The organism is Nocardia sp. NPDC019395, from assembly GCF_040632335.1.
Lineage (GTDB): Bacteria > Actinomycetota > Actinomycetes > Mycobacteriales > Mycobacteriaceae > Nocardia.
Genome location: NZ_JBEYBT010000016.1, coordinates 67,331 through 92,068, shown reverse-complemented (window position 1 = coordinate 92,068; position 24,738 = coordinate 67,331). Strand labels below are relative to the sequence as shown.

Sequence of the window (24,738 nt, the reverse complement as noted above, 5' to 3'; positions counted from 1 at the left end):
GGCGCATATCCGATCATGACGAGTGGACAGAAGTATGAGTGAGCAGCAGGTTCCCGAGGTACCGAACGTCACCGTGGCGGGGAGCCGGAATCGCTCCGGCACACTGTCGGTGCGCGCCACCGATCAGGGTATGCCGGTGGAGATCAAATTCGAGCGCAGCGAATACCGTTACGGCGCACAGGCTCTCGCCGACGAGATCCTCCGGCTGACCAAACGTTCGACAATCGCGGCGAAGGCCAAGCGGCGAGAGGTCCTGGGCGAGAACGGGATGCCCGACGAGGTACTCGACCAACTGGGACTGCCGACCCGGCAGCAGGCGGTGGACGAACTGGATCGGATGGACGACGCCGATACCGGCCCCACGAGCTGGATGCGGCCGGTATGAGCCGTCGTCACCACCGGGGAGCGAGGAGACAGACAGTATGAGCGCGGAAATGGACGCCCTGGTGGCCGGCGCCACCCAGAAACTGGAGGCGCTCGAGGCGGCGCTGTACGGGCTGAAACAGGTCCGGGGCCAGTTCACCACCGAAGACGGGATGGTGAGCGCGGAGGTCGACAGCGACGGCGCGCTGGTGGGTCTGCGGCTGACCGAGGCGGTCACGTCGTTACCGCCCGCCGAGGCCGCACAGCTCATCATCCAGGCCTGCCGGCAAGCCGCGGAGAGTGCCGGTAACCAGCGCTCGGAGGTCGTCGCCGCCTTGAACGAATCGTTCGCCCCGGCCGGGCAGGCCGTCCCGGAGACCACCGGAAAGGGCCCGGACGGCGCCTGATCGCCGGCATTCACCGGGTGTACGGCAGCCCGGCGCGGACCGTGCCGGGCACACCGGCGCGACCGCTCGGACCGTGCGCTCCCCGGATGCCTCAGCGGCCGCTCCGGACCTGCGCTCTTCGTGTACCTACACCTCCGATCCGGCCGGGGCGGACCAGGGGTGGGCTTCGCCCAGCATGACCTATTAGGCTTCCGCGTATGGCTTCTGGAGACATCGTCCCGATCGAGCTCGGTCTGACCGACGGCGATCTCGTCACCCTGTGGGCACCGCGCTGGCGTGATGGTGACGACGAGTGGGAAGCGTTCCTAGGACATGAGGACGCTCTCTACGGCTTCGAGTCCGTGGCCGAACTAGCGGCCTTCATCCGGACCGACTCCGATAACGACCTGGTCGACCATCCGGCCTGGAAGGTGATCGCCGGGCTGTCGGCCGCCGAATTGGAGCCCGAGGACAACTATTCCTTCGACCTGGTCGGGGTCCCGGAACTGGCCGCCGGCGAGCCGGATGTGGACACCATCGCCGAACTCGAGGACACCCTCGCCATGGTGCGCAATATCGGCGAGGTGTGTGAGCTCGAGGCGGTGACGAAGTTCTTCGGCTCCCACCCGGCACTGAGCGCGCTGGCAGGCGGCACCACGATGTTCGTGGGTCGCGAGGGTCTGGAGCTGTGGGATCAGATCGGTACCGCCGTCGCCAAGAGCTGGGACGATGTACTGGACGCGATCGATTCGGTGGTACGCGTCCCCTCCGTGGACGCCGAGGCGGTGGCCCTGGCCGAGGCGGAACTGCTCGCCGCCGAGGAGAACGAAGTCGACGCCGACGATGTCGCCGATACCGATGACGACAGCGATTTCGAACCGGTCGATCTGGACGCCGATGAAGACGAGGAAGACGACGAGGAAGACGAAACCGGCGACGAGGACCTCACCTTCTGGGAGGAAGTCGGGATCGACCCGGTCAAGATCGTCACCTCGGGCGCGGAATACTTCACACTGCGCTGCTACCTCGACGACGAGCCGATCTTCCTCGGATCCAAGAAATCGATCTCCGTCTTCGGTAGCGAACGCGCACTCGCCCGCTTCCTCGCCGACGATCACGAACACGATCTGGCGCGGGTGAGTACCTTCGCGGAGGTGCAGACGGCGGCGGTGGACGGTTCGCTGGACGTCGAAGTCACCGACGAGAACGTCTACGTGCTGACCGGCCTGGCCGACGATCTGACCGAGGGCCCCGAAGCCGTGGATACCGAACAGCTGGATCTGGTACTCGAGTTGTTCACCGACGCCGCCGATTACGCCGACGACGACGCGGTCGAACAGGCGCTGGCGAAATCGACCCCGCTCGGCTGGTACGTCTCCTATCTGCTGAACCCGGATCCGACGCGGATGGCACCCAATCCGCCGTTCGATGCGGAGGCCCGGGCCTGGCGGGAACTGGAACGTAATTTCGAGTCCCGGCTGACCTCGCGCTGACCGCCGGCGGGCCCGGATACCCCGGCCGGTTCCTCCGATTAGGTCTCGATGTGGACACACGACAGTTCATTCGGTCGATAAACCAGCATCGACTCGGCAAACTGTCTGGCCAGCGGTGTTTGTCGTAGCGCAGCCCCGGCCGGTACCTCCCGGACGGGGGCGGCACATACCGCAGTAGCAGGGCGGATGTACCGAAGGAGGACGCATGCCGACAGTGCGGATCGATCTGGATCAGGATCTGCTGGCGGCCGCCGGCGCGATCATGGGCACGGGCACCAGCAAGGCAACCATTCACGAGGCGCTGCGCCGGATCGTGGTGCACGAAAGGCAGCTGCGCCATTTCGAGCGGCTCGCCGCGTCGGCCCTGAACCGTTCGCCGCAGCCGGCGATCATCGACGGCTGAACCCGGCCGGGTCTCCCCGGCCGCGGTTGTCGCCGAATACTGTCGGTACCCGCTGACATGATCCGGACAGGGAGTCTGGAGGGGGAATCATGCCGGTACCGATCACCGATCTGCCGAGGGCCCAGCGTCCGCGAGAGCGGCTGTGCGCACTGGGCCCGCAAGCGCTGAGCGACGGCGAACTCCTGGCCCTCCTGCTCGGCCAGGGAAAACGCGGGGCGAGCGCGGTGGAACTCGCCCTCACCCTGCTCGCCGAATTCGGCGGTGTGTCCGGGCTGGCCTCGGCCCGCCCGGAGGAGCTCGTCCGCCTGTGCGGGGTGGGCACGGCCAAGGCCGCGGCGATCACCGCCGCCTTTCAACTCGCCGCACGGGCCCGCGGCGGCGCGCTCCCCGCGGCCCCGCTGCTTCGGGCCGAAGATATCGCGCGGGCAGCGTATCCGCTGTTCTCCGGCGCGCGGGTGGAACGTCTGCTGGTGTTGATCTGCGATGCCCGCAACCGGCTGCGGCGCTCGGTCTTCGTGGCCGAGGGCGCGATCGACGAGGTCGCGGTTCCGGTGCGGGAGATCCTGAACACCGTGCTGCGCCACGACGGTCGCGCGTTCGCGCTCGCGCACAACCACCCGTCCGGAGATCCGGCTCCGAGTGTCGACGACCGGCGTGCGAGTACTGTGCTCGCCGTCGCGGCGCAGACGGTGGGCCTGCGATTCCTGGACCATGTGGTGCTCGCCGGCGAGGAATGGCGCCGCGCCGCTCCGCTCGAGGAGATGGCCTCGTGAACCGCTACCGGCCGGTCGTTGCGCGCAGTGGTTCGCCCGCCTTGCCCGATGCCGCGTCCCGGGCCCGGCGCCGGGCGGCGACCACCCGGGATCCGATCAGGCCTTGCCGTGGCGCGAACAGGTAGACGACGGTGAACACCGCGCCCTGCGCCAGCACCATGGTGGCACCGGGGGCGGTATCGGCGTAGTAGCTCACGTAGAGGCCGATAACGGCGCATACCGCCGATATACCCGGCGCGAGTACCAGCATGCGGCCGAAGCGGTCGGTGAGCAGATAGGCGGTGGCACCCGGGATTATCAGCATGGCCACCACCAGGATCACTCCCACCGCTTGTAGCGCCACCACCGAGGTCAGCGCGAGCAGGCCGAGCAGGGTCGCGCCGAGCACGCGGGGGTTCAAGCCGATCGCATAGGCGTGGACGGGGTCGAACGCGTACAGCGTGAAATCGCGGCGTTTGAGTACCAGCGCCAGGAAAACCAGTGCCGCCAGACCGGTTATCTGGATCAGTTCGCCCCGGCTGACCCCGAGCAGGTTGCCGAAGATGATGTGGTTGAGGTCGGTATCGCTGGGCGTCACCGAGATGAGCACCAGGCCGAACGCGAACAGCGTGGTGAACACGATGCCGATCGCCGCGTCCTCCTTGATCCGGCTGGTATCGCGGACCAGGCCGATCAGGGCGACGGCCAGGAAGCCGAAGACGATCGCGCCCACGGCGAAGGGCACACCCGCGATATAGGCGAGCGCCACTCCCGGTAGTACAGCGTGCGATACTGCATCGCCCATCAACGACCAGCCGACGAGTACCAGCCAGCACGAAAGCAGTCCGCATACGATCGCCGCGACGACCCCGGCGGTGAGGGCACGCACCATGAACGCGTACCGCAGCGGTTCGAGCAGGAACTCCAGGAAATCCATCGCATTCACCGCTTTTCCAGGACGTCGAGCCCGAAGGCCAGCGCGAGGTTCTCCGGCCGCAGGGCCTCCTCAGGGCTGCCGTGTACCAGCACCTTTCGCATCAGCAGTACCGCCTCGTCGGCGAGCCCGGACAGGGCGTGCAGGTCGTGCGTGGAGATCAGCACGGTCGCCCCGCCCGCGGACAGTTCGCGCAGCAGCCCGGTGATCGTGGCCTCGGACCGTTTGTCCACACCGGCGAACGGTTCGTCGAGCAGCAGGATCCGGGCGCCCTGCGCGATCCCCCGCGCCACGAACGCGCGTTTACGCTGACCGCCGGACAGCCGGCCGATCTGCCGGTCGGCCAGTTCGGTCAGTTCGACTCGCTCGAGTGCCTCGTCCACGGCGGCGCGGTCTTCCCGGCGCACGCGCCGGGTGAAGCCCATCCGTCCGTAGCGGCCGGTGGTGACCACATCGCGTACCGACAGCGGAAAGGTCCAGTCCACGTCTTCGCTCTGCGGCACATAACCGAGTACTCCGGCCCGGCGCGCGGCCGCCGGTTTCGCACCGCCGATCCGGACCGTCCCGCGATCCGGGACGATCATGCCCATAAGAGTTTTGAACAGGGTCGATTTCCCGGACCCGTTCATTCCGATCAGTGCGCATACCCGGCCCGCGTCCACGGTCAGCCGCACCTGATCCAGGGCCTGGACCTGCCCGTAGAAGACGGTGACGCCGTCGACGTCGATCGCTGGGACTGTCATAACCGGCTCCCGGTGAGTGCTGCGGCGATGGTCCCGGCATCGTGCCGGACCAGATCCAGATACGTCGGCACCGGCCCATCCGCGGTGGACAGCGAGTCGACGTAGAGCACACCGCCGAAGCGGGCGCCGGTGGCCTCGACGACCCGCTGCATGGGCGCGTCGGAGACGGTGGATTCGCAGAACACCGCGGGCACCCGGTTGTCCCGCACATATTCGATAACCCGGGTGATCTGCTGCGGCGTGGCCTGCTGTTCGGCGTTGACCGGCCAGATATAGGCCTCGGACAGTCCGGCGTCGCGGGCCAGGTAGGAGAAGGCGCCTTCACAGGTCACCAGGGCCCGCTGCCGCCGCGGCAGGTCCCGCAGCTCGGTGACGAGTTCGTCGTGCACCTGCTGCAACCGGTGTTTGTAGCTCTCGCCGTTGGCGCGGAAGGCGTCGGCGTGTTCCGGGGCGAGCCGGGTGAACGCGGCGATCATGTTGTCCACGTAGGTCTGCACGTTCAGTGGCGACATCCAGGCGTGCGGATTGGGTTTGCCCGCGTAGGCGTCCGAGGTGATGGGCACCGAGGCGACCCCGTCGCTCACGGTCACGTGCTCGGCGTCCAGATCGGCGACGAATTGGCCGAACCAGGCCTCCAGGTTCATCCCGTTGTCCAGGATGAGATCGGCTTTGGCGGCGCGTTTGATATCACCGGGAGTCGGCTCGTAGCTGTGGATCTCGGCGCCTGCCTTGGTCAGCGACTGCACCTCGAGATGTTCACCGGCGACGTTCGCGGCGATATCGGCCAGCACTGTAAAGGTTGTGACCACTACCGGTTTCCCGGTGCGCGGCAGATGGAACGCCTCGCAGGCGGTCAGGGCGAACGCCACACCACAGACCACCAAGGCAGCGGCGATCCGGAGAGATACCCGCATCGAACCACCGCCTTCCAGTTGAGATGGTAAGTTCGGGTACCCGAATTATCAAGTTCGCATCACGAAACCGAATAGACCGGGAAAACAAAACCGCTCCCGTGATAGACACGGGAGCGGTTCCGGCGGTAACGGCGGCCTCAGCGCGCGAACAGCAGGGCGCGCTTGACCTCCTGGATCGCCTTGGTGACCTCGATCCCGCGGGGGCAGGCGTCGGTGCAGTTGAAGGTGGTGCGGCAGCGCCACACACCGTCGACCTCGTTGAGGATGTCCAGGCGTTCCCGGGCGGCCTCGTCACGGCTGTCGAAGATGAAGCGGTGCGCGTTCACGATCGCGGCCGGGCCGAAGTAGCTGCCGTCGTGCCAGTACACCGGGCAGGACGTGGTGCAGCAGGCACACAGGATGCATTTGGTGGTGTCGTCGAACCGGGCGCGGTCGGCCTGGCTCTGGATCCGCTCGTAGGTCGGCTCGTTACCGGAGGTGATCAGGTACGGCTTCACCGCCCGGAACGCGTCGAAGAACGGCTCCATATCGACGACCAGGTCCTTCTCGACCGGCAGGCCGCGAATGGGCTCGACGCTGATGGTGACCGGCTTACCGTTCTTCGGCAGCATATCTTTCATCAGGACCTTGCAGGCCAGCCGGTTCACCCCGTTGATCCGCATTGCGTCGGATCCGCACACGCCGTGCGCGCAGGAACGACGGAAGGTGAGGGTGCCGTCCAGGTAGGACTTGATGTAGATCAGGATGTTCAGGAACCGGTCCGTCGGCAGGGCCGGCACCTGGAACGATTCCCAGCGCTGCCCCTGACCGTCCTCCGGATTGAACCGCGCCACCTTGACGGTGATCATGGTCGAACCCTCGGGGACCGGCGCCGGGTTCGCGGCTGCGGGCTTCTCGGCTACAGCGGTCATCAGTACTTACGCTCCATCGGCTCGTAACGGGTCTGCACCACCGGCTTGAAGTCGAGCCGGATATCCGAGAGGAGATCCGCGCCTTCCTTGTAGGCCATCGTGTGCCGCATGAAGTTCACATCGTCGCGGTCCGGGTAGTCCTCGCGGGCGTGCCCGCCACGCGATTCCTTGCGGTTGAGCGCGCCGACCACGGTGACTTCGGCCAGCTCCAGCAGGAAGCCCAGTTCCAGGGCCTCGAGCAGATCACTGTTGTAGCGTTTGCCCTTGTCCTGCACCGTGATCCGGGCGTAACGCTCCTTGAGCGCGTGGATATCGGTGAGGGCCTGCTTGAGCGTGTCCTCGGTGCGGAACACCGAGGCGTTGTTGTCCATCGACCGCTGCAGTTCGGTGCGGATATCGGCGACCCGCTCGTTGCCGTGGTCGGACAGGATCAGTGCCAGCCACTCCTGCACCATCTGCGCGGGAGCCTCCGGCATATCGACGAATTCGGCGCGCTGCGCGTATTCGGCGGCCGCGATACCGGCACGCCGGCCGAACACGTTGATATCGAGTAGCGAGTTGGTGCCGAGGCGGTTCGCGCCGTGCACGGAAACGCAGGCGCATTCGCCGGCGGCGTACAGCCCCGGCACGACATCGTCGTTGTTGCGCAGTACCTCGCCCTGGATCCGGGTGGGGATACCGCCCATGACGTAGTGGCAGGTCGGGAAGACCGGGACGAGTTCCTTCACCGGGTCCACACCGAGGTAGGTGCGGGCGAACTCGGTGATATCCGGCAGCTTCTCCTCGAGGACGTCCTCGCCGAGGTGGGTCACGTCGATGTAGACGTAATCCTTGTTCGGCCCGGCCCCGCGGCCTTCGAGCACCTCGAGCACCATCGAGCGGGCGACGATATCGCGCGGCGCGAGGTCCTTGATGGTCGGCGCGTAGCGTTCCATGAACCGCTCGCCGTCGACATTGCGCAGGATTCCGCCCTCACCGCGGACCGCCTCGGAGATGAGGATGCCGAGTCCGGCCAGGCCCGTCGGATGGAACTGGTGGAATTCCATATCCTCCAGCGGCAGGCCCTTGCGGAACACGATCGCCATACCGTCGCCGGTGAGAGTGTGGGCGTTGGATGTGGTCTTGTACATCCGGCCCGAACCGCCGGTGGCGAAGACGATCGACTTGGCGTGGAAGATGTGCAGTTCGCCGGTGGCCAGTTCGTAGGCGACCACACCGGTGGCGACAGGGCCCCGCTCGGTATCGGTCATCACCAGGTCGAGCACGTAGAACTCGTTGTAGAACTCCACATCGTGCTTGACGCAGTTCTGGTACAGCGTCTGCAGGATCATGTGCCCGGTGCGGTCGGCGGCATAGCAGGCGCGCCGCACGGGGGCTTTACCGTGGTCGCGGGTATGCCCGCCGAACCGGCGCTGATCGATCTTGCCCTCGGGCGTCCGGTTGAACGGCAGACCCATTTTCTCCAGGTCCAGCACCGCGTCGATGGCTTCTTTGGCCATGATCTCGGCGGCGTCCTGGTCGACCAGGTAGTCACCACCCTTGACCGTGTCGAAGGTGTGCCACTCCCAGTTGTCCTCTTCGACGTTGGCCAGGGCCGCGCACATACCGCCCTGGGCAGCGCCGGTATGGCTGCGGGTCGGGTACAGCTTGGTCAGCACCGCGGTACGTGCCCGGGGGCCCGCCTCGATGGCCGCCCGCATACCCGCGCCACCGGCACCGACGATCACGACGTCGTAGCGGTGCTCCTGAACAGGTCGAGACTCAACTGGTTCGCTGGTTCGTTCGCTGCTCTCACTCATGCGAGGGGGCCCGTTCCTAACTGATGTTGGGGTCGAAGGTGAAGATGACGTAGGTGCCCACGCCCATGATCAGGATCATCGACAGCACCAGCAGGGTGTTCAGCCAGAAGCGGGTCGAATCCTTGCGCGAGTAGTCGGCGATCACGGTGCGCAGACCGTTACCGCCGTGCAACTGCGCCAGCCACAGCATGGCCAGATCCCAGATCTGCCAGAACGGGCTGGACCAGCGACCGGCGACGAACGCGAAGTTCAGCCGTTTCACGCCGCCGTCGAGCAGCAGCATGATCGCCATATGGCCGAGCACCAGCACGATCAGCGCGAGGCCGGAGAACCGCATGAACACCCACGCGTACTTCTCGAAATTGCCACCGGTGTGGGCACGGGGGGAACGCGGCAGGTCCAGACTCGCCGGACGATCGTGGGATTTACCGAGAACAGGTGCAGACATGGCTCAGTGCTCCGTCAACAGTAGGAAGAACATGCGGCCGATAGTGGGCACCAGGAGCACCACCAGCAGGCCGATGATGCCCCAGAGCATCTGCTTCTGGTAGCGCGGACCCTTGGCCCAGAAGTCCACCAGGATGACCCGCACGCCGTTGAGCGCGTGGAAGAGTACGCAGAAGACCAGGCCCATTTCCATGAGCGCGACGATCGGGGTCTTGTAGATCGCGATCGCGTCGTCGTACATTTCGGGACTGACCCGGACCAGCGCCGTGTCCAGGACGTGCACGAAAAGGAAGAAGAAGACCGTGACACCGGTGATCCGGTGCAAGGCCCAGGACCACATTCCGGGGTCGCCTCGGTACAGCGTTTTGCGCTTCGGCTGAGCCGGAGCTTCTATCGTGGCCATAGAGTCTCGGTGCCTCCAACATCGTTGATGGACCCGGTCACAGCTCCCGGCACCGATGCGGCGGGGCCGGAATTCGGTGACGCGCCAGCCGGATGTGACAGAGCCCTGTTCCGGGGCCGCAGTCGCTGGGCTGGCTGCCGCCGAACGCGTAACCGATCTGTTCTGGACTCTAATCCCCTGACAATCGCGGAACTAATTCGGCGTGCCGTGCGTTACACCGTTGTCCCGCAGGTTAGGGTTGCCTTTGTTCGGTCGCCACGGGGTTGTGCGGCGGGTCGGTCCTGCCCATACGACCTCGCCCGGCGAATACCCGACACAGCGGAATTTCTACCGTAAACTGTTGCCCGACAACGGCTTTCGTCACACAGAGCGAACCTGAGCGACACTGGCGCGATTTCCGGCCACGATCAATACTCGCAATGCCGAAGCCGCCATTGTGCGCCGCGGCAATGTGCAAAATGTCTCAGTCGCGTAGCCCAAGTTACCCAAGAGTAGCCCCGCTTCGGATACTTCCGCGAAAGATCTACAGAAGTTCCGGCGGAAATCCGGTGGAACGCGACCGGCACCACTCCGCACCCGGCGTCCACATCACCGGCACCGGCAGACCGGACACCCGCGCCGGGCCGCGCGGGAAGCCCCGCCCGGCCCGGCCGCGAGCACGAACCCCGGTAGCGCGCCGTGGGGAAGGTCAGTCCCCTTCGCCGATCGCCTCGACCCGCAACCGCACCCCTTCGTAGTTGAACACTGTGTCGACGACATCCCCGGTCACATGCCCGAGCAGCGCCTGGCTCGCCGCCGCGCTCTCCGGATACCTGCCCACGGCGGGATCGGCGTCGCTATCGGGCACGATCTGGTACTCCAACCGCACCTCGACCTCGTCGAACGCATTGAGCTTGGACAACAACAGTTTCGAATACACCATGACGATGAGGAACTTCGGAAGCGTCATTCGGCACCTTCCTGGCGACCACGAGGCCCGGCCGGATGGCCGGGCACCCTACATATCTCCGCACGCAACGAGGTGTTTCAGTGTTTATCGGCGCGCCTCCGGCGCGCGGGGTTTCGGCCCTCCTTGGGTCCTGCTTTCAGCACTCGAGACTCGCGGCTTCGCCGCATGCGCTTCGAGTGCTGAAAGCAGAGCCGGGCCAAAACCTCCAAGGCCTCGTAAGACTCGGCACCGCCGCTGGGCACGTTCGATCGGGGTTATGAGACCTCCAAAGGCCTCGTCAATACTCGGCGTTCGATCGGGGTTATGGGAACTTCAAGGGTCTCGCTGAACTCGACACCGCCGCTGGGCGCGCCAGTTCCGATGCTGACAGTTCTGTCCCCATGCGACCCCACTCCGTTTCCCCGCATAGGGTCGGTCACCATCCGTAGTTCGGGGCCCGTCTCGATTCTGCAGCGACAGAGCGAAGGAGCGCAGCGACTGAGCGCCGGAGTGAAGAATCGAGACCAAGGGGGCCCCGAACCCCGCGACGCCGAAGGCGGCGCAAATAAGCACAGGCACCGAACCCGCGACGCCGAAGGCGGCGCCATAAGCAGGGAGTATTCATGGATATCGACTGGGCAGGTCTGCGAGCGAGCGCCTACGAGGCGATGCTGAAGGCTTATGCCCCGTACTCGCGGTTTCCGGTGGGGGCGGCGGGCTGGGACGGTTCGGCGATCTCGATCGGGTGCAATCTGGAGAACGTGTCCTACGGGCTCGGCCTCTGCGCGGAATGCGTGCTGGCCGGCAACCATCGCACGCGGGGCGGCGCCCGGCTGATCGCGGTATCGGTCTGCGATTCGCGGGGCGAGATACTGCTCCCCTGCGGCCGCTGCCGGCAGGTGCTCTACGAGTTCGGGGGGAAAGAACTGCTGGTCGACCACCCCACCGGGCCTGTTCCGCTGGGCGATCTGCTGCGCGACGCCTTCGGACCCGACGATCTGGCGGCGGGCCGGACCTGAACGGCTCGGCGGGGGCACGACAGTGTCCGGTATGCCGGTCCCATCACGGAATCAGGCGGGGTGGAATCTCGGCGCGGTCCCGCGGGTTGGTCCCGGTATGACCGTCCCCCTCTCTGTCCTCGATCTGGCCGCCGTCGCCGCCGACGGATCACACCGGCAGGCGCTGGCCGATACGCTGACCGTCGCCCGCGAAGCCGAACGATTGGGATTCCACCGGTTCTGGGTGGCCGAACACCACGGGATGCCGGGGATCGCGAGTTCGGCGCCGCCGGTGCTGATCGCCGCCGTGGCCGCGGCGACCGAGCGGATCCGGGTCGGGTCCGGCGGGGTGATGCTGCCCAACCACGCGGCGCTGGTCGTGGCCGAGCAGTTCGGCACCCTGGTCGCGCTGTACGGGGACCGGATCGATCTGGGTCTGGGCCGGGCGGCCGGAACGGATCCGCTCATCTCGGCCATAATCCGGCGCGGTGCCACCGCCGAGGCCGTGGAGGATTTCCCCAAACAGGTAGTGGAACTACTCGCCTATTTCGGCACGATTCCGCCGCTACAGGGCGGCCAGGGCGACCGGGTCCGGGCGATTCCAGGTGCGGGCGACGCACCCGAGATGTGGCTGCTCGGTTCCAGTGATTTCAGCGCCCGGCTCGCCGCCATGATGGGTCTGCCGTTCGCGTTCGCGCACCATTTCGCGGGTGGGCGCAACACACCGCTGGTTTTCGAGGTTTACCGCCGTGAGTTCCGTCCCTCGGAGATCCTCAGCGAACCGCGTTCGATGCTCGCGGTGGCGACGGTGGTCGCCGATACCGAGGCGGAGGCCCGCCGCCGCACACTGCCGCAGAGCCTGGTGCAGTTGCGAATGCGCACCGGACAGCTCCCGCAGCGCATCCCGACCCTCGCCGAGGCCGAGGCGCACCCGTGGTCGGACGCGGAGAACGCCTTCGTCGACGACCGTAACGCCGACCAGGCGGTCGGTACCCGCGATCAGGTGATGGACCGGCTCGACACCCTCGTGAAGGAGACCGGCGCGGACGAGATCATCGTGGCGCCGACGGGTCCGACGGTGCAACAACGCCTCGAAACCCTGCGCGCACTACAGGAATGAGCGCCGATAGGCGCCGGATACCGAGAATCTCCTCCGCACCGCGGGTATCGCGAGCTCCGGGCTCGCGCCATCCGGCACGACCGCGGGCCGGCGGACCGTGGCCGCCCACCCGTAACGCTGCGAGACTGGGGATGTGACGGCACACGACGCGATATCGATCATCCGGGCCAAAAGGGACGGGCTGGAGCTCTCCGACGAGCAGATCGTCTGGGCGATAAACGCTTTCACCACCGGGGAGATGGCCGACGAGCAGATGTCGGCGCTGGCCATGGCGATCGTGCTGCGCGGTATGACCGGGCGCGAGACCACACGCTGGACCAACGCCATGATCGACTCGGGGCGCCGGCTGGATTTCACCGATCTGCCCCGCCCCACCGTGGACAAGCATTCCACCGGCGGCGTCGGCGACAAGGTCACCTTGCCGCTGGCGCCGCTCGTGGCCGCCTGTGGCGCGGCGGTGCCCCAGCTGTCGGGTCGCGGTCTGGGCTACACCGGCGGGACATTGGACAAGCTCGAATCCATCCCCGGCTGGCGAGCCGATATAGGCCCGGACCGGATGCGGGAAATCCTCACCGACCCGGCGATCGGTGCCGTGGTCTGCGCCGCGGGCGCCGATCTGGCGCCCGCGGACAAACGCCTCTACGCGCTGCGTGATACCACCGGCACCGTCGAATCGATACCGTTGATCGCGAGTTCGATCATGAGCAAGAAGATCGCCGAGGGCACCGCCGCCCTGGTTCTCGATGTGAAGGTCGGCTCGGGCGCGTTCATGCGGCACCGCGCCGAGGCACACGCGCTGGCCGCCACCATGGTCGAACTCGGCGCCGACGCCGGGGTGGAGACCGTCGCCCTGCTGACGGCGATGGACACTCCGCTCGGACGCACCGCGGGCAATGCGCTCGAGGTCGCCGAAGCGGTGGAGGTGCTGGCCGGCGGCGGCCCGGCCGATCTGGTGGAACTGACCCTGGCGCTGGCTCGTGAGATGGTCGCGCTGGCCGGGCTCGATACCGATCCCGCGCGGGTACTCGCCGACGGCCGCGCGATGGACCACTGGCGCACCATGGTCCGCGCCCAGGGCGGCGACCCGGACGCACCGTTACCGGCCGCCACTCATACCGAAACCCTGCCCGCGCCCGCGTCCGGCACCCTGACCCGCCTGGACGCCCGGGCAGTCGGGATCGCCGCGTGGCGGCTGGGTGCCGGGCGGGCCCGGCAGGGCGACCCGGTCCAGGCGGCCGCCGGTGTGCGGCTGCACGCGACCCTCGGTGATCAGGTCGTCGCCGGCCGACCCCTGCTCACCCTGCACACCGATACACCGCACGCGCTTCCCGGCGCCTTCGAGGCCCTCGCCCAGGCGATCACGATCAGCCCGCGCTCCCAGGAGTCCGGCGTCCGTGGCCCGTTGATCCTGGACAGAGTGGGTGCCGGCCGACGCTGATCCAGGGCCCGACGCCGGCCGTCACCCGCCCGGCCCGCGACCATCCGCTGACCGCCGCGGGAATTCGAGGTGAGCGGTAACCGAAGAGGTGGGATCTTTCGACGCGTACGGCTGCCCGGCCGCGGATTCGGCGATACCGTCGATACATGACCGGACCCATGCCGCTGGATCTCGCAACGCTCCGCCGGGCGCCGAAGGCACTGCTGCACGATCACCTCGACGGAGGCCTGCGGCCCGCCACGGTCCTCGAACTCGCCCACGAATGCGGTTACGACCAGTTACCCGCGGACGATGCCGAATCGCTGGCGCGCTGGTTCCGCGACGCGGCCGACAGCGGCTCACTGGAGCGCTATCTGGAAACATTCGGCCACACCGTGGCAGTGATGCAGACTCCGGAGGGGCTGCAGCGGGTGGCCCGGGAATGCGTCGCGGACCTGGCCGATGACGGAGTGGTCTACGCAGAGGTGCGCTTCGCTCCCGAACAGCATCTGGAGCAGGGCCTCTCCCTCGACGAGGTGGTCGAACACGTACTGGCCGGGTTCGCCGCCGGTGAGGCCGCCGCCGCGGCCGCCGGGCAGCCGATCGTCGTGCGCTGCCTGCTGACCGCCATGCGGCATGCCGCGCGGTCGCGGGAGATCGCCGAGCTGGCGGTGCGCTTCCGGGATCGCGGGGTGTGCGGGTTCGATATCGCGGGCGCGGAGGCCGGTTATCCGCCCACCCGGCATCTGGACGCCTTCGAATACATGCGGGTGAACAACGCTCATTTCACGATCCACGCGGGCGAGGCCTTCGGCTTACCGTCCATTCACGAAGCGCTGGCTTTCTGCGGTTGCGACCGGCTGGGCCACGGCGTGCGGATCGTCGACGATATCGAAGTGCCCGGCGGCATCGAGGATGCCCGGCTGGGGCGGCTCGCCCAGTACGTCCGGGATACCCGGGTGCCGCTCGAACTGTGTCCCTCGTCCAATGTCCAGACCGGGGCGGTTCCGTCGCTGGACAAACACCCCTTCGACCTGCTGGCCCGGCTGCGCTTCCGGGTCACCGTGAACACCGACAACCGGCTGATGAGCGATACCAGCATGAGCCGCGAAATGCTGAAACTGCACCAAACCTTCGGCTACGGCTGGAGCGATCTGGAACGTTTCACCATCAACGCGATGAAATCGGCCTTCATCCCGTTCCCGGACCGGCTGCGGATCATCGACGACATCATCAAACCCGGGTACGCGGTACTGCTGGGGTGAATACCGGCCGTCCGGAATCACGCGCGCAGCCGGCCGGGCGGATAGCCCGGTACCTGCGCCGACACTCGGTAGGACACGCACCGGGAAGCCCGGCGCCGACATCGGAGGCCGAGAACTTCTAGGCTCATCGTCGATGTACACGAGGGAGCTCCACCAGCGCACCGCCCGCCGTTTCGGCTCGGTGCTGGCCGCCGCGGTCCTCGCGGCCGCACCGATAACCGTTTGCGGGCCCGCGATCGCGCAGCCCCCACCGCCCACGCCGGCCCCGTTCGCGACCCCCGCGACCGATACCTGTCCGCAGCGGACCCAGCCGCCGGCGGCGATCGACACCTCCGAGGTGCCCGCACCCGGGGCCTCCGCACCGGCCCCGCTGCCGGTCCCCGATCCGCCGGTCGGCGGTAAACGCCTCGCCGAATGCGGGACGGTCCTGCCTGCCGGTGCGCCCGCGGTACCGCCGGATATCTCCGCGACCGCCTGGATGGTTTCCGATCTGGATACCGGCGCGGTGCTGGCGGCCAAGGATCCGCACGGCCGCTACCGCCCGGCCAGCACGATCAAGGTGTTGCTGGCGACCGTCGCGCTGCGCACTCTCGACCTGGACAGGGTCGTCGTCGGCACCCAGGACGACGCGAATGTGGAGGGCACCCGGATCGGTATCGGTCCGGGTGGGCGCTACTCCAACCATCAGCTGCTGCACGGCCTGGTGATGGCGTCCGGCAACGATGCCGCGCACGCGATCGCCGCCCAGCTCGGCGGGGACGAGGCCGCGATCGCGAAGATGAACGATCTCGCGAAAACCCTGCACGCCTACGACACTCGCGCCGCCACCCCGTCCGGTCTGGACGGTCCCGGGATGAGCACATCGGCCTATGATCTGTCGCTGCTGTTCCGTGAGGCCATGTCGATTCCGTTGTTCGCGCAGATCATCGGTACCGAACAGTTCGATTTTCCCGGCTTCCCGCCCGACCCGGCGATCCCCGGGGATCCGGACCATCCGGGTTTCCCGATCGCGAACGACAACGGCCTGCTCTACAACTATCCGGGCGCGCTGGGCGGTAAAACCGGTTATACCGATGACGCCCGGCAGACCTTCGTCGCGGGCGCCGAGCGCGATGGGCGCCGGCTGGCCGTCACGCTGTTGCAGGCCGATGTGCTGCCGATCCGTCCCTGGGAGCAGGCCGCCCGTCTGCTCGACTACGGCTTCGCGCTGAATCCGGCCGCGAAGGTCGGCGATATCCCCGGCGACGAGGCCGAATCCGATTCCGGCGCACCTGGTTTGGCCGCACCACCGGGCGACGGCGATATCGCGTATTCGGCACAGCCCGCGACCGAAGGCGCATTCGACGAACTCTGGATGGTGCTCATGGTCGCCGGGCTGATCCTGGTGCCGGTACTGCTGGTGAGCACCTGGCATATCCGCACGCGGCGCCGCTGAACACCGCGGGCCGCCGGATCAACCGCGACGACGCCGTAGCCCGCTGAGTCCCAGCACGGTGAGAGCGCCCGCACCGAACAACGCGACCGCCCGCACCCGCGGCCGCCCGGCGTCCTGGATACGCGGCCGGATCACCGCGGGGCCGGGGACCGGCACCGAGGCCAGTTGCTCGTTCTCCCGCGCGGTCGCCGCCCAGGCGGTGGCGAACAGGATGATCCGGTACACCACATAGCTGAACACCATGATGCCGATCACCGATCCGAACGCCGCGCCCGCCGGGCTGCTCAGGATGGACCGCAGATAGATACCGGCGATGTTCTTGAACACCTCGAACCCGAGCGCGGCCAGCACCGCGGCTTTCGCCGCGCTGCGCAGGGTCACGGGTTCCCGGGGCAGCCGGGCGATGATCCAGGTGAACAGGGCCCACGACGCGACCATGGCGAGAACCGTCGACAACAGCCACAACAGCCATCGCGACCCGGGCATCTCGCCGAGGCCGACTCGTTCGAGCAACTGCACGCCGAGCCGGCTCGATGCCAGGATCGACAACCCGAGCGATAGCGCCAGCGCCAGGAACAGGCCCAGCAGGGCGCCCAGATCGGAGAGTTTGGTGCGGAACCAGTTCTGATCTTCGGATTTCTGTTCCCACTGCTCGGTCAGCGCCTTGCGCAGGTTCGCCATCCAGCCGAGTCCGGAGTACAGACCGGTGAGCAGGCCGAGTACACCCACCGCGCTACGGGACCCCACGGCTTGGTCGATGAGATCGTTGAGCTGCGTGCCCATTTCACCGGGGATGTTCTCGACGACCTTGTCCTGCAACTCACGGAGCAGATCGGCGTTTCCGGCGAGCACGAAACCCGCGATGGCGAAGGCGATCATCAACAGCGGGAACAGCGACAGCACCGTGAAATAGGTGATCCCCGCCGCGTAGTAGTCGCCGCGCTGGCTCTGATATCTGCCGACGGCACGCACCAGGTGGTGGAGCCAGGGCCGCTGCCCGATCATCCGCTGGACTGCGGCTTTACCGTTGTCGATCACCTGCACAGTCGCGCCCCTCATCGCCAACGCGCCCAGGCGCCACGACCGGTCAGCGAGCCAGGAAACCGACCCGGTCGTATACCTGCGCGAGAGTGTTGCCGGCGATCTCGCGCGCACGCCCGGCGCCTACGGCGAGGATGCGATCGAGTTCGCCCTGATCCGCCATGTACTCTTCCACTTTCGCCCGCAACGGCGTGGCAAATCCGGCCAGTGCGTCGGCGACATCGGCTTTCAGATCGCCGTACCCGCGGCCCGCGTAGCCCTTCTCCAGCGTCACGATCGGTGTCTCGGTGAGCGCGGAGAGGATCACCAGCAAATTGCTGACCCCCGGCTTGTTCTCCACGTCGTAGCGGATCTCGCGTTCGGTATCGGTAACCGCCGACCGCACTTTCTTCGCCGTCACCTTGGGGTCGTCGAGCAGGTTGACCAGCCCCGCGTCCGAACTCGCCGATTTACTCATCTTGGCGGTGGGATCCTGCAGGTCGTAGATCTTTGCGGTGCCCTTGACGATATGGGCTTCCGGCACCACGAAGGTCTTCTTGAACCGGGTGTTGAACCGCTGGGCGAGATTGCGGGTCAGCTCCAGATGCTGGCGCTGATCCTCGCCCACCGGCACCTGATGCGGCCGGTACAGCAGGATATCGGCCGCCATCAGCACCGGATAGGTGAACAGTCCGACGGTCGTATTGTCCGCCCCTTGTTTGACCGATTTGTCCTTGAACTGCGTCATCCGGCTCGCCTCGCCGAACCCGGTGATACAGCTCAGCACCCAGGCCAGTTCCGCATGCTCGGGCACCTGGGACTGCACGAACAGCGTGGACCGCTCCGGATCGATCCCCAGAGCGAGCAGCTGCGCCGCCGCGATACGAGTGCGCTTACGGAGTTCCTTCGGATCCTGCGACACCGTGATGGCGTGCATATCCGGGATGAAGTACAGCGCGTCGTAGTCGTCCTGCAGCCTCACCCAGTACTGGAGAGCACCGAGGTAGTTCCCGAGATGGAACGAGGCACTCGTCGGCTGGATACCGGACAGCACCCGCTGTTTACGTTCCCCGGCGGCCGGGGTCTGCGCAGGACTGGACATGCCGCCAATCCTCGCATGCGACTCAAGCGGAATTTCGCTCTGCCCACTTGCGCGGGTCGATCCCGGGCATACTGCGCTTACCTTCGCGCGCGAGCTCCTGCTCCTGCTTGGTGATGAGCTTGTACACCGGCGCGCTCGGCCCGTTCAGCGCGGTCTTAACCGGCCGCGGTAGCAGCACCGACGGCACCTGATGGGTCGTACGCACCGCATGCGACACACTCCGGTAGACGAGTTCGTCCCGACGCTTCCAGTCGATCCCGTACATCCGCCGGATCCGCTCCGGCAGGCTGCCCTGAACCAGCAGGTAGTACGCCGAACTCACCTGCTGCGCCGGCGGGCGCTGCGGGTACGGCACCGTATACCCGGACAGATAGTTGCCGACCTTGCGCGCCTCATCCGTGAGGTACAGCTCGTCGGATTCGATGTATCCGTCGAAGTATTTCCGGAACGCCGGGTAGTCCGGGGGCGCGGCCTCGCGGGGCATACCGAACAGCTCACCCCAGCGCACGTAATCCTGATACAGGTCCTCGCGTTCACCGTCGGTGAGCCGCCGGACCAGCAGGTCGTACATGACCTCCGACGATTCGAAGGTGAACGCCATGGTCATGAAGCTCAGGTGCGGATCGTAGGCGGAGTACGGCGACCCGGCCGGATGCTTCTCCCCCGCATCCTCCGGCAGCACCCCCACGACTTTCTTGTGCTTCTTCCCGGTGAACTCCAGCGCCCGATCCGCTTCTGCCTTATCGCCGAAGAACACGGCCTCGAACAGTTTCCCGGTGAGCGCCAGCCGCGTGTACGGCGTATCCCGGTGCTCGGTGGACTCGGCGGTCCCCACATACAGCAGCGGATTGACCGCCCCGATCACCAGCGCGCGCAAACCGTAGGTCAGACCCACCGCCCGTTTCCGCATCACCCGCCGGATCATCGAATCGTCGGCAAAGTATCCCGTGTCCATGGCCATCTCAGCCTCCCGGTTCAGCTCACCACTGAGCGCTGCACTCCCGCGCATCTGGCAATAGGATCCACCAGTTTCCGATTTCTGGCAAGACCAACCACCAGTTCCACGGTCCGGAGATCGACCCCACCGGGCCACGGGTCGGCAGCGAGCAGCGCCCCACTGCGGGAATCCCGGCAGCGCCCAGCCGGGAAGCAGTTGATACGACCTCCCATACCTCGCCGGGGACCAATCGAATGACCTGACACCCGAATCTAGATAACCTGTACGTTATATAATGCGTGGGATATACACCGAGGGTGTGGAACGTGATCCTGATGGACCAGGTGGAGCAATGGTTTCTCGCCCTGCCCTCCGCCGACGCCAACCGGGTCGGCGCGGCGATCGATACGCTCGCCGACGAAGGGCCGACGCTCGGACGGCCTTTGTCCGACCGCATCAAGGGATCGCGGCTACACAACATGAAAGAGCTACGACCGCAGGCGACCAGCTTCCGAATCCTGTTCGTATTCGACCCCGACCGGCAGGCAATCCTGCTTGTCGCAGGAGATAAGGCCGGACAGTGGCAGCAGTGGTACACCGACAACATTCCGGTGGCCGAAGCCCGCTACGAACAGTGGCTCATAGAGAGAGAAAAGGACAGGTGAAACAAGCCATGGCACGTAACTGGGAGGACATCAAAGCCGAAGCGCATGCCCGTGGCCTGATCGACCCCGGCGGTATGGCAGCGGCGCGGGCTGAGATCGATTCTGCGCAGCGGGCATACCGGCTGGCGCAGGTTCGCAAGTCCCAGGCTCGCACTCAGGTCGAGATCGCACAGGAGATGGGAGTCTCGCAGGCACGGGTGTCCAACATCGAGCGCGGCGATATATCTCATGCCGAACTCGGCACACTGGCTGCCTATGTCCGCGCTGTCGGCGGTCGTCTGCGAGTGGTGGCCGAGTTCGGGAACGGCGATATACTCGCCCTGCAGTGAGCGCGACCGGAGTTCGTTGTCCATCGACGGCGGAGCGCAAGCGCTGGAATCGACAGGCGAAGCCATCGGTGGCGGGGTCTCGAAGGCATGGAATGCGCTCTTCTGACCCGCCCGGTTATCCGAGTCCGTGGCTCGCGGCGCGTGGGACCGCGCGAAAGCGAGTCGTGTCCACGATCTTCCTGACCTGCCTGGTTCTACTGTGTGCCGCCGTGGCCGTGCTCATGTGGCGAAGCGGGGACCAGACAGCGCACGTTGTCGCCAAGTATGTACCCTGGTTCGGCCTCACGATGGCCGTTGTCGTGGCGACGGGGACGTATGCGAACTTCGTGCCTACACGACGGCCGGGCCCGGTCGTGCTGGGCGCGGCGGACGGTAAGGACGCGACCATCATCCCCGGGTCGGTCGTTTATCTTGTTCTGTACCAACTGATCTGGTTCTGTTTCGCGGTTCTGTTCCTCGCCGCCGGAGTCGAAACCGCGATCGCGGCCTGGCGTACGCACTGGCCCTTGGCGTTGCTGTTCGCCTGCCTCGGACTTTGCAGCGCGTCCGCCCCGGCCCTCGCGCTGGCCGGCAGGCTGGGGCGCGGTCGGGTCGTGCTGACCACCGAAGAAATCATCCACGAGGGGTGGGGTTCTCGAACCCGGATGCCCTGGGCCGACACTCCCCGGGTGATCGCCGCCTTCGAGCAGAGCCCGCTGATACTCGTCGCTGGATCGGACGGCACACGCTGGAGTCAGCGAGCCACCACACCGCAGCTTCCGACCGGAAACCGACGGCGCCAGATCTGGATGCTCGATCGGCCGGCGCGAACCGGAAGCATCGTTGTGGAATGCCCCCGGCTGGCGGTGGACGGGCACCAGCTCCTCCGCTTCCTCACCTACTACGCCGACAACCCCGCCGCACGCACCGAACTCGGGACGCCGCGATCACTCGACCGATGGCAGGCTGCGCTGGCCCACGGGGAACCGAACCGCTGAGCCACGCACGGCGGAAGGGCCGATACGAGCGCAAACTCGCCGGCGGCCGCACAGAACCCGATGTCGTAACCCGGACCGCGCAGGACCCGCCGACGCATACAAGTCACCGACCCCCCATCATTTAGAGATGGCAGCGCAGCGCACCTATGGCGGTTTGTCCGCAGAGGAACGGCGGGCCCAGCGACGGGCGGCGCTCCTGGACGCGGCGCTGGAGATCATCGGGACCCAGGGCCTGGACAAGCTGACAGTGACGGGAATGTGCACCCAGGCGGGCCTGAACGAGCGCTACTACTACGAGAGCTTCGGCAGCCGCGACGATGTGCTCACCGCTCTGGTCGACAGTATCGCCGAGGAGCTGGTCCTGGCGATCAGCGCCGCCGCACACACCGCGACCGGTGACTCCCGCGACAAAGCGCACGCCGCGATCACCGCCGGTATCCACCTGCTCACCGACGATCCCCGCAAAACCGAGGTCACCATGGTCGCCGCCATGGCCACCCCGCAACTACGCGCCCGCACCACCGAAACCATCCGGATCTTCGCCAGGCTCGTGGCCAGTGAGGGGATCGAGTTCTACGGCGTCACCGACCCGGCACCGGATCCCGTCATCGATTTCCGCGCCACGTACCTGGTGGGCGGCCTGGTCCAAACCCTGGCCAGCTGGGTCCGTGGTGACCTGTCGATCACCCGCGACACCCTGATCGACTACACCACCGACGTCTTCGTCCTCCTGGGCGAGGACTTCGCCCGCCGCGACAATCCGACGTTGTCCCCAGCTGATACCGACGAGAAACCACGACCGTCCATCAGATAGCGCTGGAAGACCCTCCGGGAACGGAAGCTCGCAGAGGGTTACACCGAGCCCGACGATGTGGCCGAGGCTCGCCGTGAAATCCGGCTCTCCATGGCATTGGCTCGAGCCGTATACGACCGCCGGACCGAGCTCGGACTCACCCAGTCCGAACTCGCCGAACGCGCCCGTCTCACCCAAGCCAAAATCTCGCGCATCGAGGGCTCCGACACCGTGCCGACATTGCCCCTGCTGGCCAAGCTCGCCGATGCTTTGGACGCCACCCTCAATATTGCCCTCGACGCGGGCGAGACCCGAGTGAACTTCACCAGCCACCACACCGACGCTGCCTGAGTGCAAACGCCGTAGGAGTGGATGCGCTGAGCGCATCAACACAAGTCGATCGTTCAGAGCCGAAGCAGGACCGCGGTCACTCCCACGGGCTCGCCCTGCAGGACGACCCGGAAAACCACCTCGCGCGACGGCCAGAAATCCGCGCAGTCCTCGACCACCGATGCGAACCATTCCCGTTCTCCCGGTGTGTCCGCGAGGAACTCGTGCGCGTCGCGGATCGCCAGCACATAGCCGGCCGCCTCCCCGAGGGTGTCCTCGAGGTTCAGCAGGCATTCGTCGAACGCGTCCTTGTTCGGCCGGAAGTAATACGGGAATTGCAGGGCCGCCGCGAATTCGTCGAAGAGTGCGGGCACAGTGCGCATCCGGCTGCCCCGGAGTTCGCGCACCTGGAACCCCTCGGGTGCCTGATAGCGGACCCGGCTGAACTCGGCCGCGTCCACATCCACCGCGCCCAGGGCGGTGAAGTGATCCCTGGACGGCCGGAGCTCGGCGTCGTAGGAGAAGTCCAGGAAATCCGCGAGCGCGAGGGGTTCGGGCATCAGCGCATCCTTGTGAAGGTGTCGTAGTGGTCGCCGGTGTACCAGGCCGAACCGTCGCTGCCGGTGACGATCCGTTCCGCGTCGCGGGACCGGCCGGCCTTCTTCGGGTTCACATCCCATTCCTGATAGGCGATCTTCTTTCCGGAGCCGTCCGTAGCAGGCAGCCGGCCCTCCCGGTTCCGGAAGTCGATACCGCCCTTCGTTCCCGGCGCGTTCGCCGAATCCGGCCAGCGGCCCGCATCGATCTCCGCGAGGGTCACGTACGCACGCTCGGGTACACCGGACGTCCGCGACGCCATCGGAGCGTCTGTCGCACCACCCGGGGCACTCACGGTCGAGGAAGCGATTGCACCCGGCGAGGATGCCGGGGCCGCCGATCCGCTCTCGTCCCCGCCCCCTTGGGTGCTGAGCAGGGCGACGACGATCGCCACCACGACAGCGCCCACCGCCGACAGGATCTTCATAACTCTCGCGCGCACAGTTTCCCCTTCATCGATACTGAACGGTCACCGGAGCATGATCGGACCAGCGCTCGGCATAGGTCGCGGCGCGTTCGACCACGGCCTGTTTCGCCCGCTCGGCCGCCTCCGGCGTCGCCAGCTGATAATCGATCCGCCAGCCGGTGTCGTTGTCGAACGCGCGCCCACGATACGACCACCAGCTGAACGGACCATCCCCCTCCGGATGAAGTTTGCGCACCACATCCACATATCCGGCGGCCAGCTGCCGGTCGAGCCAGGCGCGTTCGGCGGGCAGGAAACCGGATTTCTTCAGATTGCCCTTCCAGTTCTTCAGGTCCCGCTCGGTGTGCGCGATATTCCAGTCACCCGCGATAACGAAAGCGCCGGTGCGCGTGGCCATCCGGGCGGCGATCTCGTCGAGGAACCGGTATTTGTCGTCCTGGCGGGGCGTATCCGCCTCGCCGGTGTGCACGTACACACTGGCGACGGTCACATCGTCGAATTCGACCTCGATATACCTTCCGGTGGAAAGGAATTCGCTGTCCGGCCCGACCCCGACCCGTACCGACCGCATCGGCCGGCGCGACAGGATCCCGACACCGGCCCGGCCCTTCGAACCGGGCTCGGCATGCGCCAGCTGCCAGCCCTCGGCCAGCGCCGGGGCGAGGGCGGCGGCGATCTGGGTATCGTCGGCGCGCGTCTCCTGCAGGCAGACGATATCGGCCTCGGTCCGGCCCAGCCAGGCCAGCAGGCCCTTTCCGGCGGCGGCCCGGACACCATTGACGTTGACGGTGGAGAGGATGTACGGCACCAACCGACCGTACAATGACAAGTCACCGCTACTTGCCAGGAA

The 24,738-nt window shown here is 66.6% G+C and carries 29 protein-coding genes; 15 read left to right on the top strand and 14 right to left on the bottom strand.

The annotated features are described in order from the left end of the window. The first annotated feature begins 34 nt into the window (after positions 1 to 34). The 5 genes from ABZ827_RS25910 (at position 35) to radC (ending at position 3,418) form a co-directional block, all read left to right on the top strand. Positions 35 to 385, top strand: coding sequence for a hypothetical protein (locus ABZ827_RS25910; RefSeq protein ID WP_357241691.1), 351 nt, complete (start codon positions 35 to 37; stop codon positions 383 to 385). A gap of 37 nt (positions 386 to 422) precedes the next feature. Further along, positions 423 to 770, top strand: a complete 348-nt coding sequence (locus ABZ827_RS25905; RefSeq protein WP_357241688.1) for a YbaB/EbfC family nucleoid-associated protein — start codon at positions 423 to 425, stop codon at positions 768 to 770. A gap of 197 nt (positions 771 to 967) precedes the next feature. Beyond that, positions 968 to 2,242: a primosomal protein gene (locus ABZ827_RS25900; RefSeq protein ID WP_357241685.1), complete on the top strand. Its 1,275-nt coding sequence runs from the start codon at positions 968 to 970 to the stop codon at positions 2,240 to 2,242. A gap of 205 nt (positions 2,243 to 2,447) precedes the next feature. After that, positions 2,448 to 2,645, top strand: a complete 198-nt coding sequence (locus ABZ827_RS25895; RefSeq protein ID WP_357241682.1) for a type II toxin-antitoxin system VapB family antitoxin — start codon at positions 2,448 to 2,450, stop codon at positions 2,643 to 2,645. An 89-nt stretch (positions 2,646 to 2,734) separates the two neighbouring features. Then, a complete protein-coding gene (gene radC, locus ABZ827_RS25890) occupies positions 2,735 to 3,418 on the top strand; it encodes a DNA repair protein RadC (RefSeq protein ID WP_357241679.1) in 684 nt (227 codons plus the stop codon). 4 nt (positions 3,419 to 3,422) lie between these two features. Here radC and ABZ827_RS25885 read toward each other — a convergent pair whose 3' ends face one another. The 8 genes from ABZ827_RS25885 to ABZ827_RS25850 form a co-directional block, all read right to left on the bottom strand. Next, the gene (locus ABZ827_RS25885) at positions 3,423 to 4,334 is read right to left on the bottom strand and encodes a metal ABC transporter permease (RefSeq protein WP_357241676.1); all 912 of its coding nucleotides are present in this window, start codon (positions 4,332 to 4,334) and stop codon (positions 3,423 to 3,425) included. A 5-nt stretch (positions 4,335 to 4,339) separates the two neighbouring features. Next, a complete protein-coding gene (locus tag ABZ827_RS25880) occupies positions 4,340 to 5,074 on the bottom strand; it encodes a metal ABC transporter ATP-binding protein (protein ID WP_357241673.1) in 735 nt (244 codons plus the stop codon). Further along, positions 5,071 to 5,988 (bottom strand): metal ABC transporter substrate-binding protein, encoded by a 918-nt coding sequence (locus ABZ827_RS25875; protein WP_357241670.1) that lies wholly within the window; start codon positions 5,986 to 5,988, stop codon positions 5,071 to 5,073. Before ABZ827_RS25875 ends, ABZ827_RS25880 begins: the two co-directional genes overlap by 4 nt. Before the next feature lie 137 nt (positions 5,989 to 6,125). Next, complete coding sequence (locus ABZ827_RS25870) at positions 6,126 to 6,899, bottom strand: succinate dehydrogenase iron-sulfur subunit (protein WP_357241667.1); 774 nt, start codon at positions 6,897 to 6,899, stop codon at positions 6,126 to 6,128. Beyond that, positions 6,899 to 8,698 carry a succinate dehydrogenase flavoprotein subunit gene (gene sdhA / locus ABZ827_RS25865; RefSeq protein WP_357241664.1) on the bottom strand — a complete coding sequence of 600 codons (1,800 nt, stop codon included), beginning with the start codon at positions 8,696 to 8,698 and terminating at the stop codon, positions 6,899 to 6,901. Before sdhA ends, ABZ827_RS25870 begins: the two co-directional genes overlap by 1 nt. Positions 8,699 to 8,714: 16 nt before the next feature. Continuing rightward, positions 8,715 to 9,146: a succinate dehydrogenase hydrophobic membrane anchor subunit gene (locus ABZ827_RS25860; RefSeq protein ID WP_357241661.1), complete on the bottom strand. Its 432-nt coding sequence runs from the start codon at positions 9,144 to 9,146 to the stop codon at positions 8,715 to 8,717. A 3-nt stretch (positions 9,147 to 9,149) separates the two neighbouring features. Then, on the bottom strand, positions 9,150 to 9,548 hold the full coding sequence (gene sdhC, locus ABZ827_RS25855) for a succinate dehydrogenase, cytochrome b556 subunit (RefSeq protein ID WP_357241659.1): 399 nt from the start codon (positions 9,546 to 9,548) through the stop codon (positions 9,150 to 9,152). 688 nt (positions 9,549 to 10,236) lie between these two features. Beyond that, on the bottom strand, positions 10,237 to 10,497 hold the full coding sequence (locus ABZ827_RS25850; RefSeq protein ID WP_357241656.1) for a hypothetical protein: 261 nt from the start codon (positions 10,495 to 10,497) through the stop codon (positions 10,237 to 10,239). Between the two features lie 602 nt (positions 10,498 to 11,099). On the opposite strand from ABZ827_RS25850, the gene ABZ827_RS25845 reads away from it, so the two are divergent. The 5 genes from ABZ827_RS25845 (at position 11,100) to ABZ827_RS25825 (ending at position 16,711) form a co-directional block, all read left to right on the top strand. Continuing rightward, complete coding sequence (locus tag ABZ827_RS25845; protein WP_357241653.1) at positions 11,100 to 11,495, top strand: cytidine deaminase; 396 nt, start codon at positions 11,100 to 11,102, stop codon at positions 11,493 to 11,495. Between the two features lie 97 nt (positions 11,496 to 11,592). Further along, positions 11,593 to 12,594 (top strand): LLM class flavin-dependent oxidoreductase, encoded by a 1,002-nt coding sequence (locus tag ABZ827_RS25840; RefSeq protein ID WP_357241650.1) that lies wholly within the window; start codon positions 11,593 to 11,595, stop codon positions 12,592 to 12,594. Between the two features lie 133 nt (positions 12,595 to 12,727). After that, positions 12,728 to 14,032 (top strand): thymidine phosphorylase, encoded by a 1,305-nt coding sequence (locus tag ABZ827_RS25835; protein ID WP_357241647.1) that lies wholly within the window; start codon positions 12,728 to 12,730, stop codon positions 14,030 to 14,032. Positions 14,033 to 14,178: 146 nt separating this feature from the next. Further along, positions 14,179 to 15,276 carry an adenosine deaminase gene (locus ABZ827_RS25830; RefSeq protein ID WP_357241644.1) on the top strand — a complete coding sequence of 366 codons (1,098 nt, stop codon included), beginning with the start codon at positions 14,179 to 14,181 and terminating at the stop codon, positions 15,274 to 15,276. 133 nt (positions 15,277 to 15,409) lie between these two features. After that, positions 15,410 to 16,711, top strand: coding sequence for a D-alanyl-D-alanine carboxypeptidase family protein (locus tag ABZ827_RS25825; protein WP_357241641.1), 1,302 nt, complete (start codon positions 15,410 to 15,412; stop codon positions 16,709 to 16,711). Between the two features lie 18 nt (positions 16,712 to 16,729). Here the strand turns inward: ABZ827_RS25825 and yhjD are convergent, their stop codons facing one another. Genes yhjD through ABZ827_RS25810 form a run of 3 tightly spaced genes read right to left on the bottom strand, consistent with a single transcriptional unit; the run spans position 16,730 to position 19,842 of the window. After that, on the bottom strand, positions 16,730 to 17,755 hold the full coding sequence (gene yhjD / locus ABZ827_RS25820) for an inner membrane protein YhjD (RefSeq protein ID WP_357241799.1): 1,026 nt from the start codon (positions 17,753 to 17,755) through the stop codon (positions 16,730 to 16,732). A 43-nt stretch (positions 17,756 to 17,798) separates the two neighbouring features. Beyond that, on the bottom strand, positions 17,799 to 18,833 hold the full coding sequence (trpS, locus tag ABZ827_RS25815) for a tryptophan--tRNA ligase (RefSeq protein ID WP_357241638.1): 1,035 nt from the start codon (positions 18,831 to 18,833) through the stop codon (positions 17,799 to 17,801). A 22-nt stretch (positions 18,834 to 18,855) separates the two neighbouring features. Next, on the bottom strand, positions 18,856 to 19,842 hold the full coding sequence (locus tag ABZ827_RS25810) for an oxygenase MpaB family protein (RefSeq protein ID WP_357241635.1): 987 nt from the start codon (positions 19,840 to 19,842) through the stop codon (positions 18,856 to 18,858). Between the two features lie 263 nt (positions 19,843 to 20,105). Between ABZ827_RS25810 and ABZ827_RS25805 the strand changes: the two genes are divergently transcribed. The 5 genes from ABZ827_RS25805 to ABZ827_RS25785 all read left to right on the top strand — a co-directional run bounded on the left by ABZ827_RS25805 (position 20,106) and on the right by ABZ827_RS25785 (position 22,885). Then, positions 20,106 to 20,435, top strand: coding sequence for a type II toxin-antitoxin system RelE/ParE family toxin (locus ABZ827_RS25805; protein WP_357241796.1), 330 nt, complete (start codon positions 20,106 to 20,108; stop codon positions 20,433 to 20,435). An 8-nt stretch (positions 20,436 to 20,443) separates the two neighbouring features. Further along, entirely contained in the window at positions 20,444 to 20,764 is a 321-nt protein-coding gene (locus ABZ827_RS25800; protein WP_357241633.1) for a helix-turn-helix domain-containing protein, read from the top strand. A gap of 164 nt (positions 20,765 to 20,928) precedes the next feature. Continuing rightward, entirely contained in the window at positions 20,929 to 21,741 is an 813-nt protein-coding gene (locus ABZ827_RS25795; RefSeq protein ID WP_357241630.1) for a hypothetical protein, read from the top strand. A gap of 127 nt (positions 21,742 to 21,868) precedes the next feature. Then, complete coding sequence (locus ABZ827_RS25790; RefSeq protein WP_357241627.1) at positions 21,869 to 22,555, top strand: TetR/AcrR family transcriptional regulator; 687 nt, start codon at positions 21,869 to 21,871, stop codon at positions 22,553 to 22,555. A 57-nt stretch (positions 22,556 to 22,612) separates the two neighbouring features. Continuing rightward, positions 22,613 to 22,885, top strand: a complete 273-nt coding sequence (locus ABZ827_RS25785; protein WP_357241624.1) for a helix-turn-helix domain-containing protein — start codon at positions 22,613 to 22,615, stop codon at positions 22,883 to 22,885. A gap of 53 nt (positions 22,886 to 22,938) precedes the next feature. Here the strand turns inward: ABZ827_RS25785 and ABZ827_RS25780 are convergent, their stop codons facing one another. Genes ABZ827_RS25780 through ABZ827_RS25770 form a run of 3 tightly spaced genes read right to left on the bottom strand, consistent with a single transcriptional unit; the run spans position 22,939 to position 24,696 of the window. Beyond that, the gene (locus tag ABZ827_RS25780; protein WP_357241622.1) at positions 22,939 to 23,424 is read right to left on the bottom strand and encodes a barstar family protein; all 486 of its coding nucleotides are present in this window, start codon (positions 23,422 to 23,424) and stop codon (positions 22,939 to 22,941) included. Beyond that, positions 23,424 to 23,903, bottom strand: a complete 480-nt coding sequence (locus ABZ827_RS25775) for a ribonuclease domain-containing protein (RefSeq protein WP_357241619.1) — start codon at positions 23,901 to 23,903, stop codon at positions 23,424 to 23,426. Before ABZ827_RS25775 ends, ABZ827_RS25780 begins: the two co-directional genes overlap by 1 nt. 10 nt (positions 23,904 to 23,913) lie before the next feature. Beyond that, the gene (locus ABZ827_RS25770; protein ID WP_357241616.1) at positions 23,914 to 24,696 is read right to left on the bottom strand and encodes an exodeoxyribonuclease III; all 783 of its coding nucleotides are present in this window, start codon (positions 24,694 to 24,696) and stop codon (positions 23,914 to 23,916) included. Positions 24,697 to 24,738: the final 42 nt, after the last annotated feature.

Bases quoted from the DNA above. Each gene is read 5' to 3' on its own strand.
- ABZ827_RS25910 (WP_357241691.1), top strand. From the start codon at position 35: ATGAGTGAGCAGCAGGTTCCCGAGGTACCGAACGTCACCGTGGCGGGG.
- ABZ827_RS25905 (WP_357241688.1), top strand. From the start codon at position 423: ATGAGCGCGGAAATGGACGCCCTGGTGGCCGGCGCCACCCAGAAACTG.
- ABZ827_RS25900 (WP_357241685.1), top strand. From the start codon at position 968: ATGGCTTCTGGAGACATCGTCCCGATCGAGCTCGGTCTGACCGACGGC.
- ABZ827_RS25895 (WP_357241682.1), top strand. From the start codon at position 2,448: ATGCCGACAGTGCGGATCGATCTGGATCAGGATCTGCTGGCGGCCGCC.
- radC (WP_357241679.1), top strand. From the start codon at position 2,735: ATGCCGGTACCGATCACCGATCTGCCGAGGGCCCAGCGTCCGCGAGAG.
- ABZ827_RS25885 (WP_357241676.1), bottom strand. From the start codon at position 4,334: ATGGATTTCCTGGAGTTCCTGCTCGAACCGCTGCGGTACGCGTTCATG.
- ABZ827_RS25880 (WP_357241673.1), bottom strand. From the start codon at position 5,074: ATGACAGTCCCAGCGATCGACGTCGACGGCGTCACCGTCTTCTACGGG.
- ABZ827_RS25875 (WP_357241670.1), bottom strand. From the start codon at position 5,988: ATGCGGGTATCTCTCCGGATCGCCGCTGCCTTGGTGGTCTGTGGTGTG.
- ABZ827_RS25870 (WP_357241667.1), bottom strand. From the start codon at position 6,899: ATGACCGCTGTAGCCGAGAAGCCCGCAGCCGCGAACCCGGCGCCGGTC.
- sdhA (WP_357241664.1), bottom strand. From the start codon at position 8,698: ATGAGTGAGAGCAGCGAACGAACCAGCGAACCAGTTGAGTCTCGACCT.
- ABZ827_RS25860 (WP_357241661.1), bottom strand. From the start codon at position 9,146: ATGTCTGCACCTGTTCTCGGTAAATCCCACGATCGTCCGGCGAGTCTG.
- sdhC (WP_357241659.1), bottom strand. From the start codon at position 9,548: ATGGCCACGATAGAAGCTCCGGCTCAGCCGAAGCGCAAAACGCTGTAC.
- ABZ827_RS25850 (WP_357241656.1), bottom strand. From the start codon at position 10,497: ATGACGCTTCCGAAGTTCCTCATCGTCATGGTGTATTCGAAACTGTTG.
- ABZ827_RS25845 (WP_357241653.1), top strand. From the start codon at position 11,100: ATGGATATCGACTGGGCAGGTCTGCGAGCGAGCGCCTACGAGGCGATG.
- ABZ827_RS25840 (WP_357241650.1), top strand. From the start codon at position 11,593: ATGACCGTCCCCCTCTCTGTCCTCGATCTGGCCGCCGTCGCCGCCGAC.
- ABZ827_RS25830 (WP_357241644.1), top strand. From the start codon at position 14,179: ATGACCGGACCCATGCCGCTGGATCTCGCAACGCTCCGCCGGGCGCCG.
- ABZ827_RS25825 (WP_357241641.1), top strand. From the start codon at position 15,410: ATGTACACGAGGGAGCTCCACCAGCGCACCGCCCGCCGTTTCGGCTCG.
- trpS (WP_357241638.1), bottom strand. From the start codon at position 18,833: ATGTCCAGTCCTGCGCAGACCCCGGCCGCCGGGGAACGTAAACAGCGG.
- ABZ827_RS25810 (WP_357241635.1), bottom strand. From the start codon at position 19,842: ATGCGCGGGAGTGCAGCGCTCAGTGGTGAGCTGAACCGGGAGGCTGAG.
- ABZ827_RS25805 (WP_357241796.1), top strand. From the start codon at position 20,106: ATGGACCAGGTGGAGCAATGGTTTCTCGCCCTGCCCTCCGCCGACGCC.
- ABZ827_RS25800 (WP_357241633.1), top strand. From the start codon at position 20,444: ATGGCACGTAACTGGGAGGACATCAAAGCCGAAGCGCATGCCCGTGGC.
- ABZ827_RS25790 (WP_357241627.1), top strand. From the start codon at position 21,869: ATGGCAGCGCAGCGCACCTATGGCGGTTTGTCCGCAGAGGAACGGCGG.
- ABZ827_RS25780 (WP_357241622.1), bottom strand. From the start codon at position 23,424: ATGCCCGAACCCCTCGCGCTCGCGGATTTCCTGGACTTCTCCTACGAC.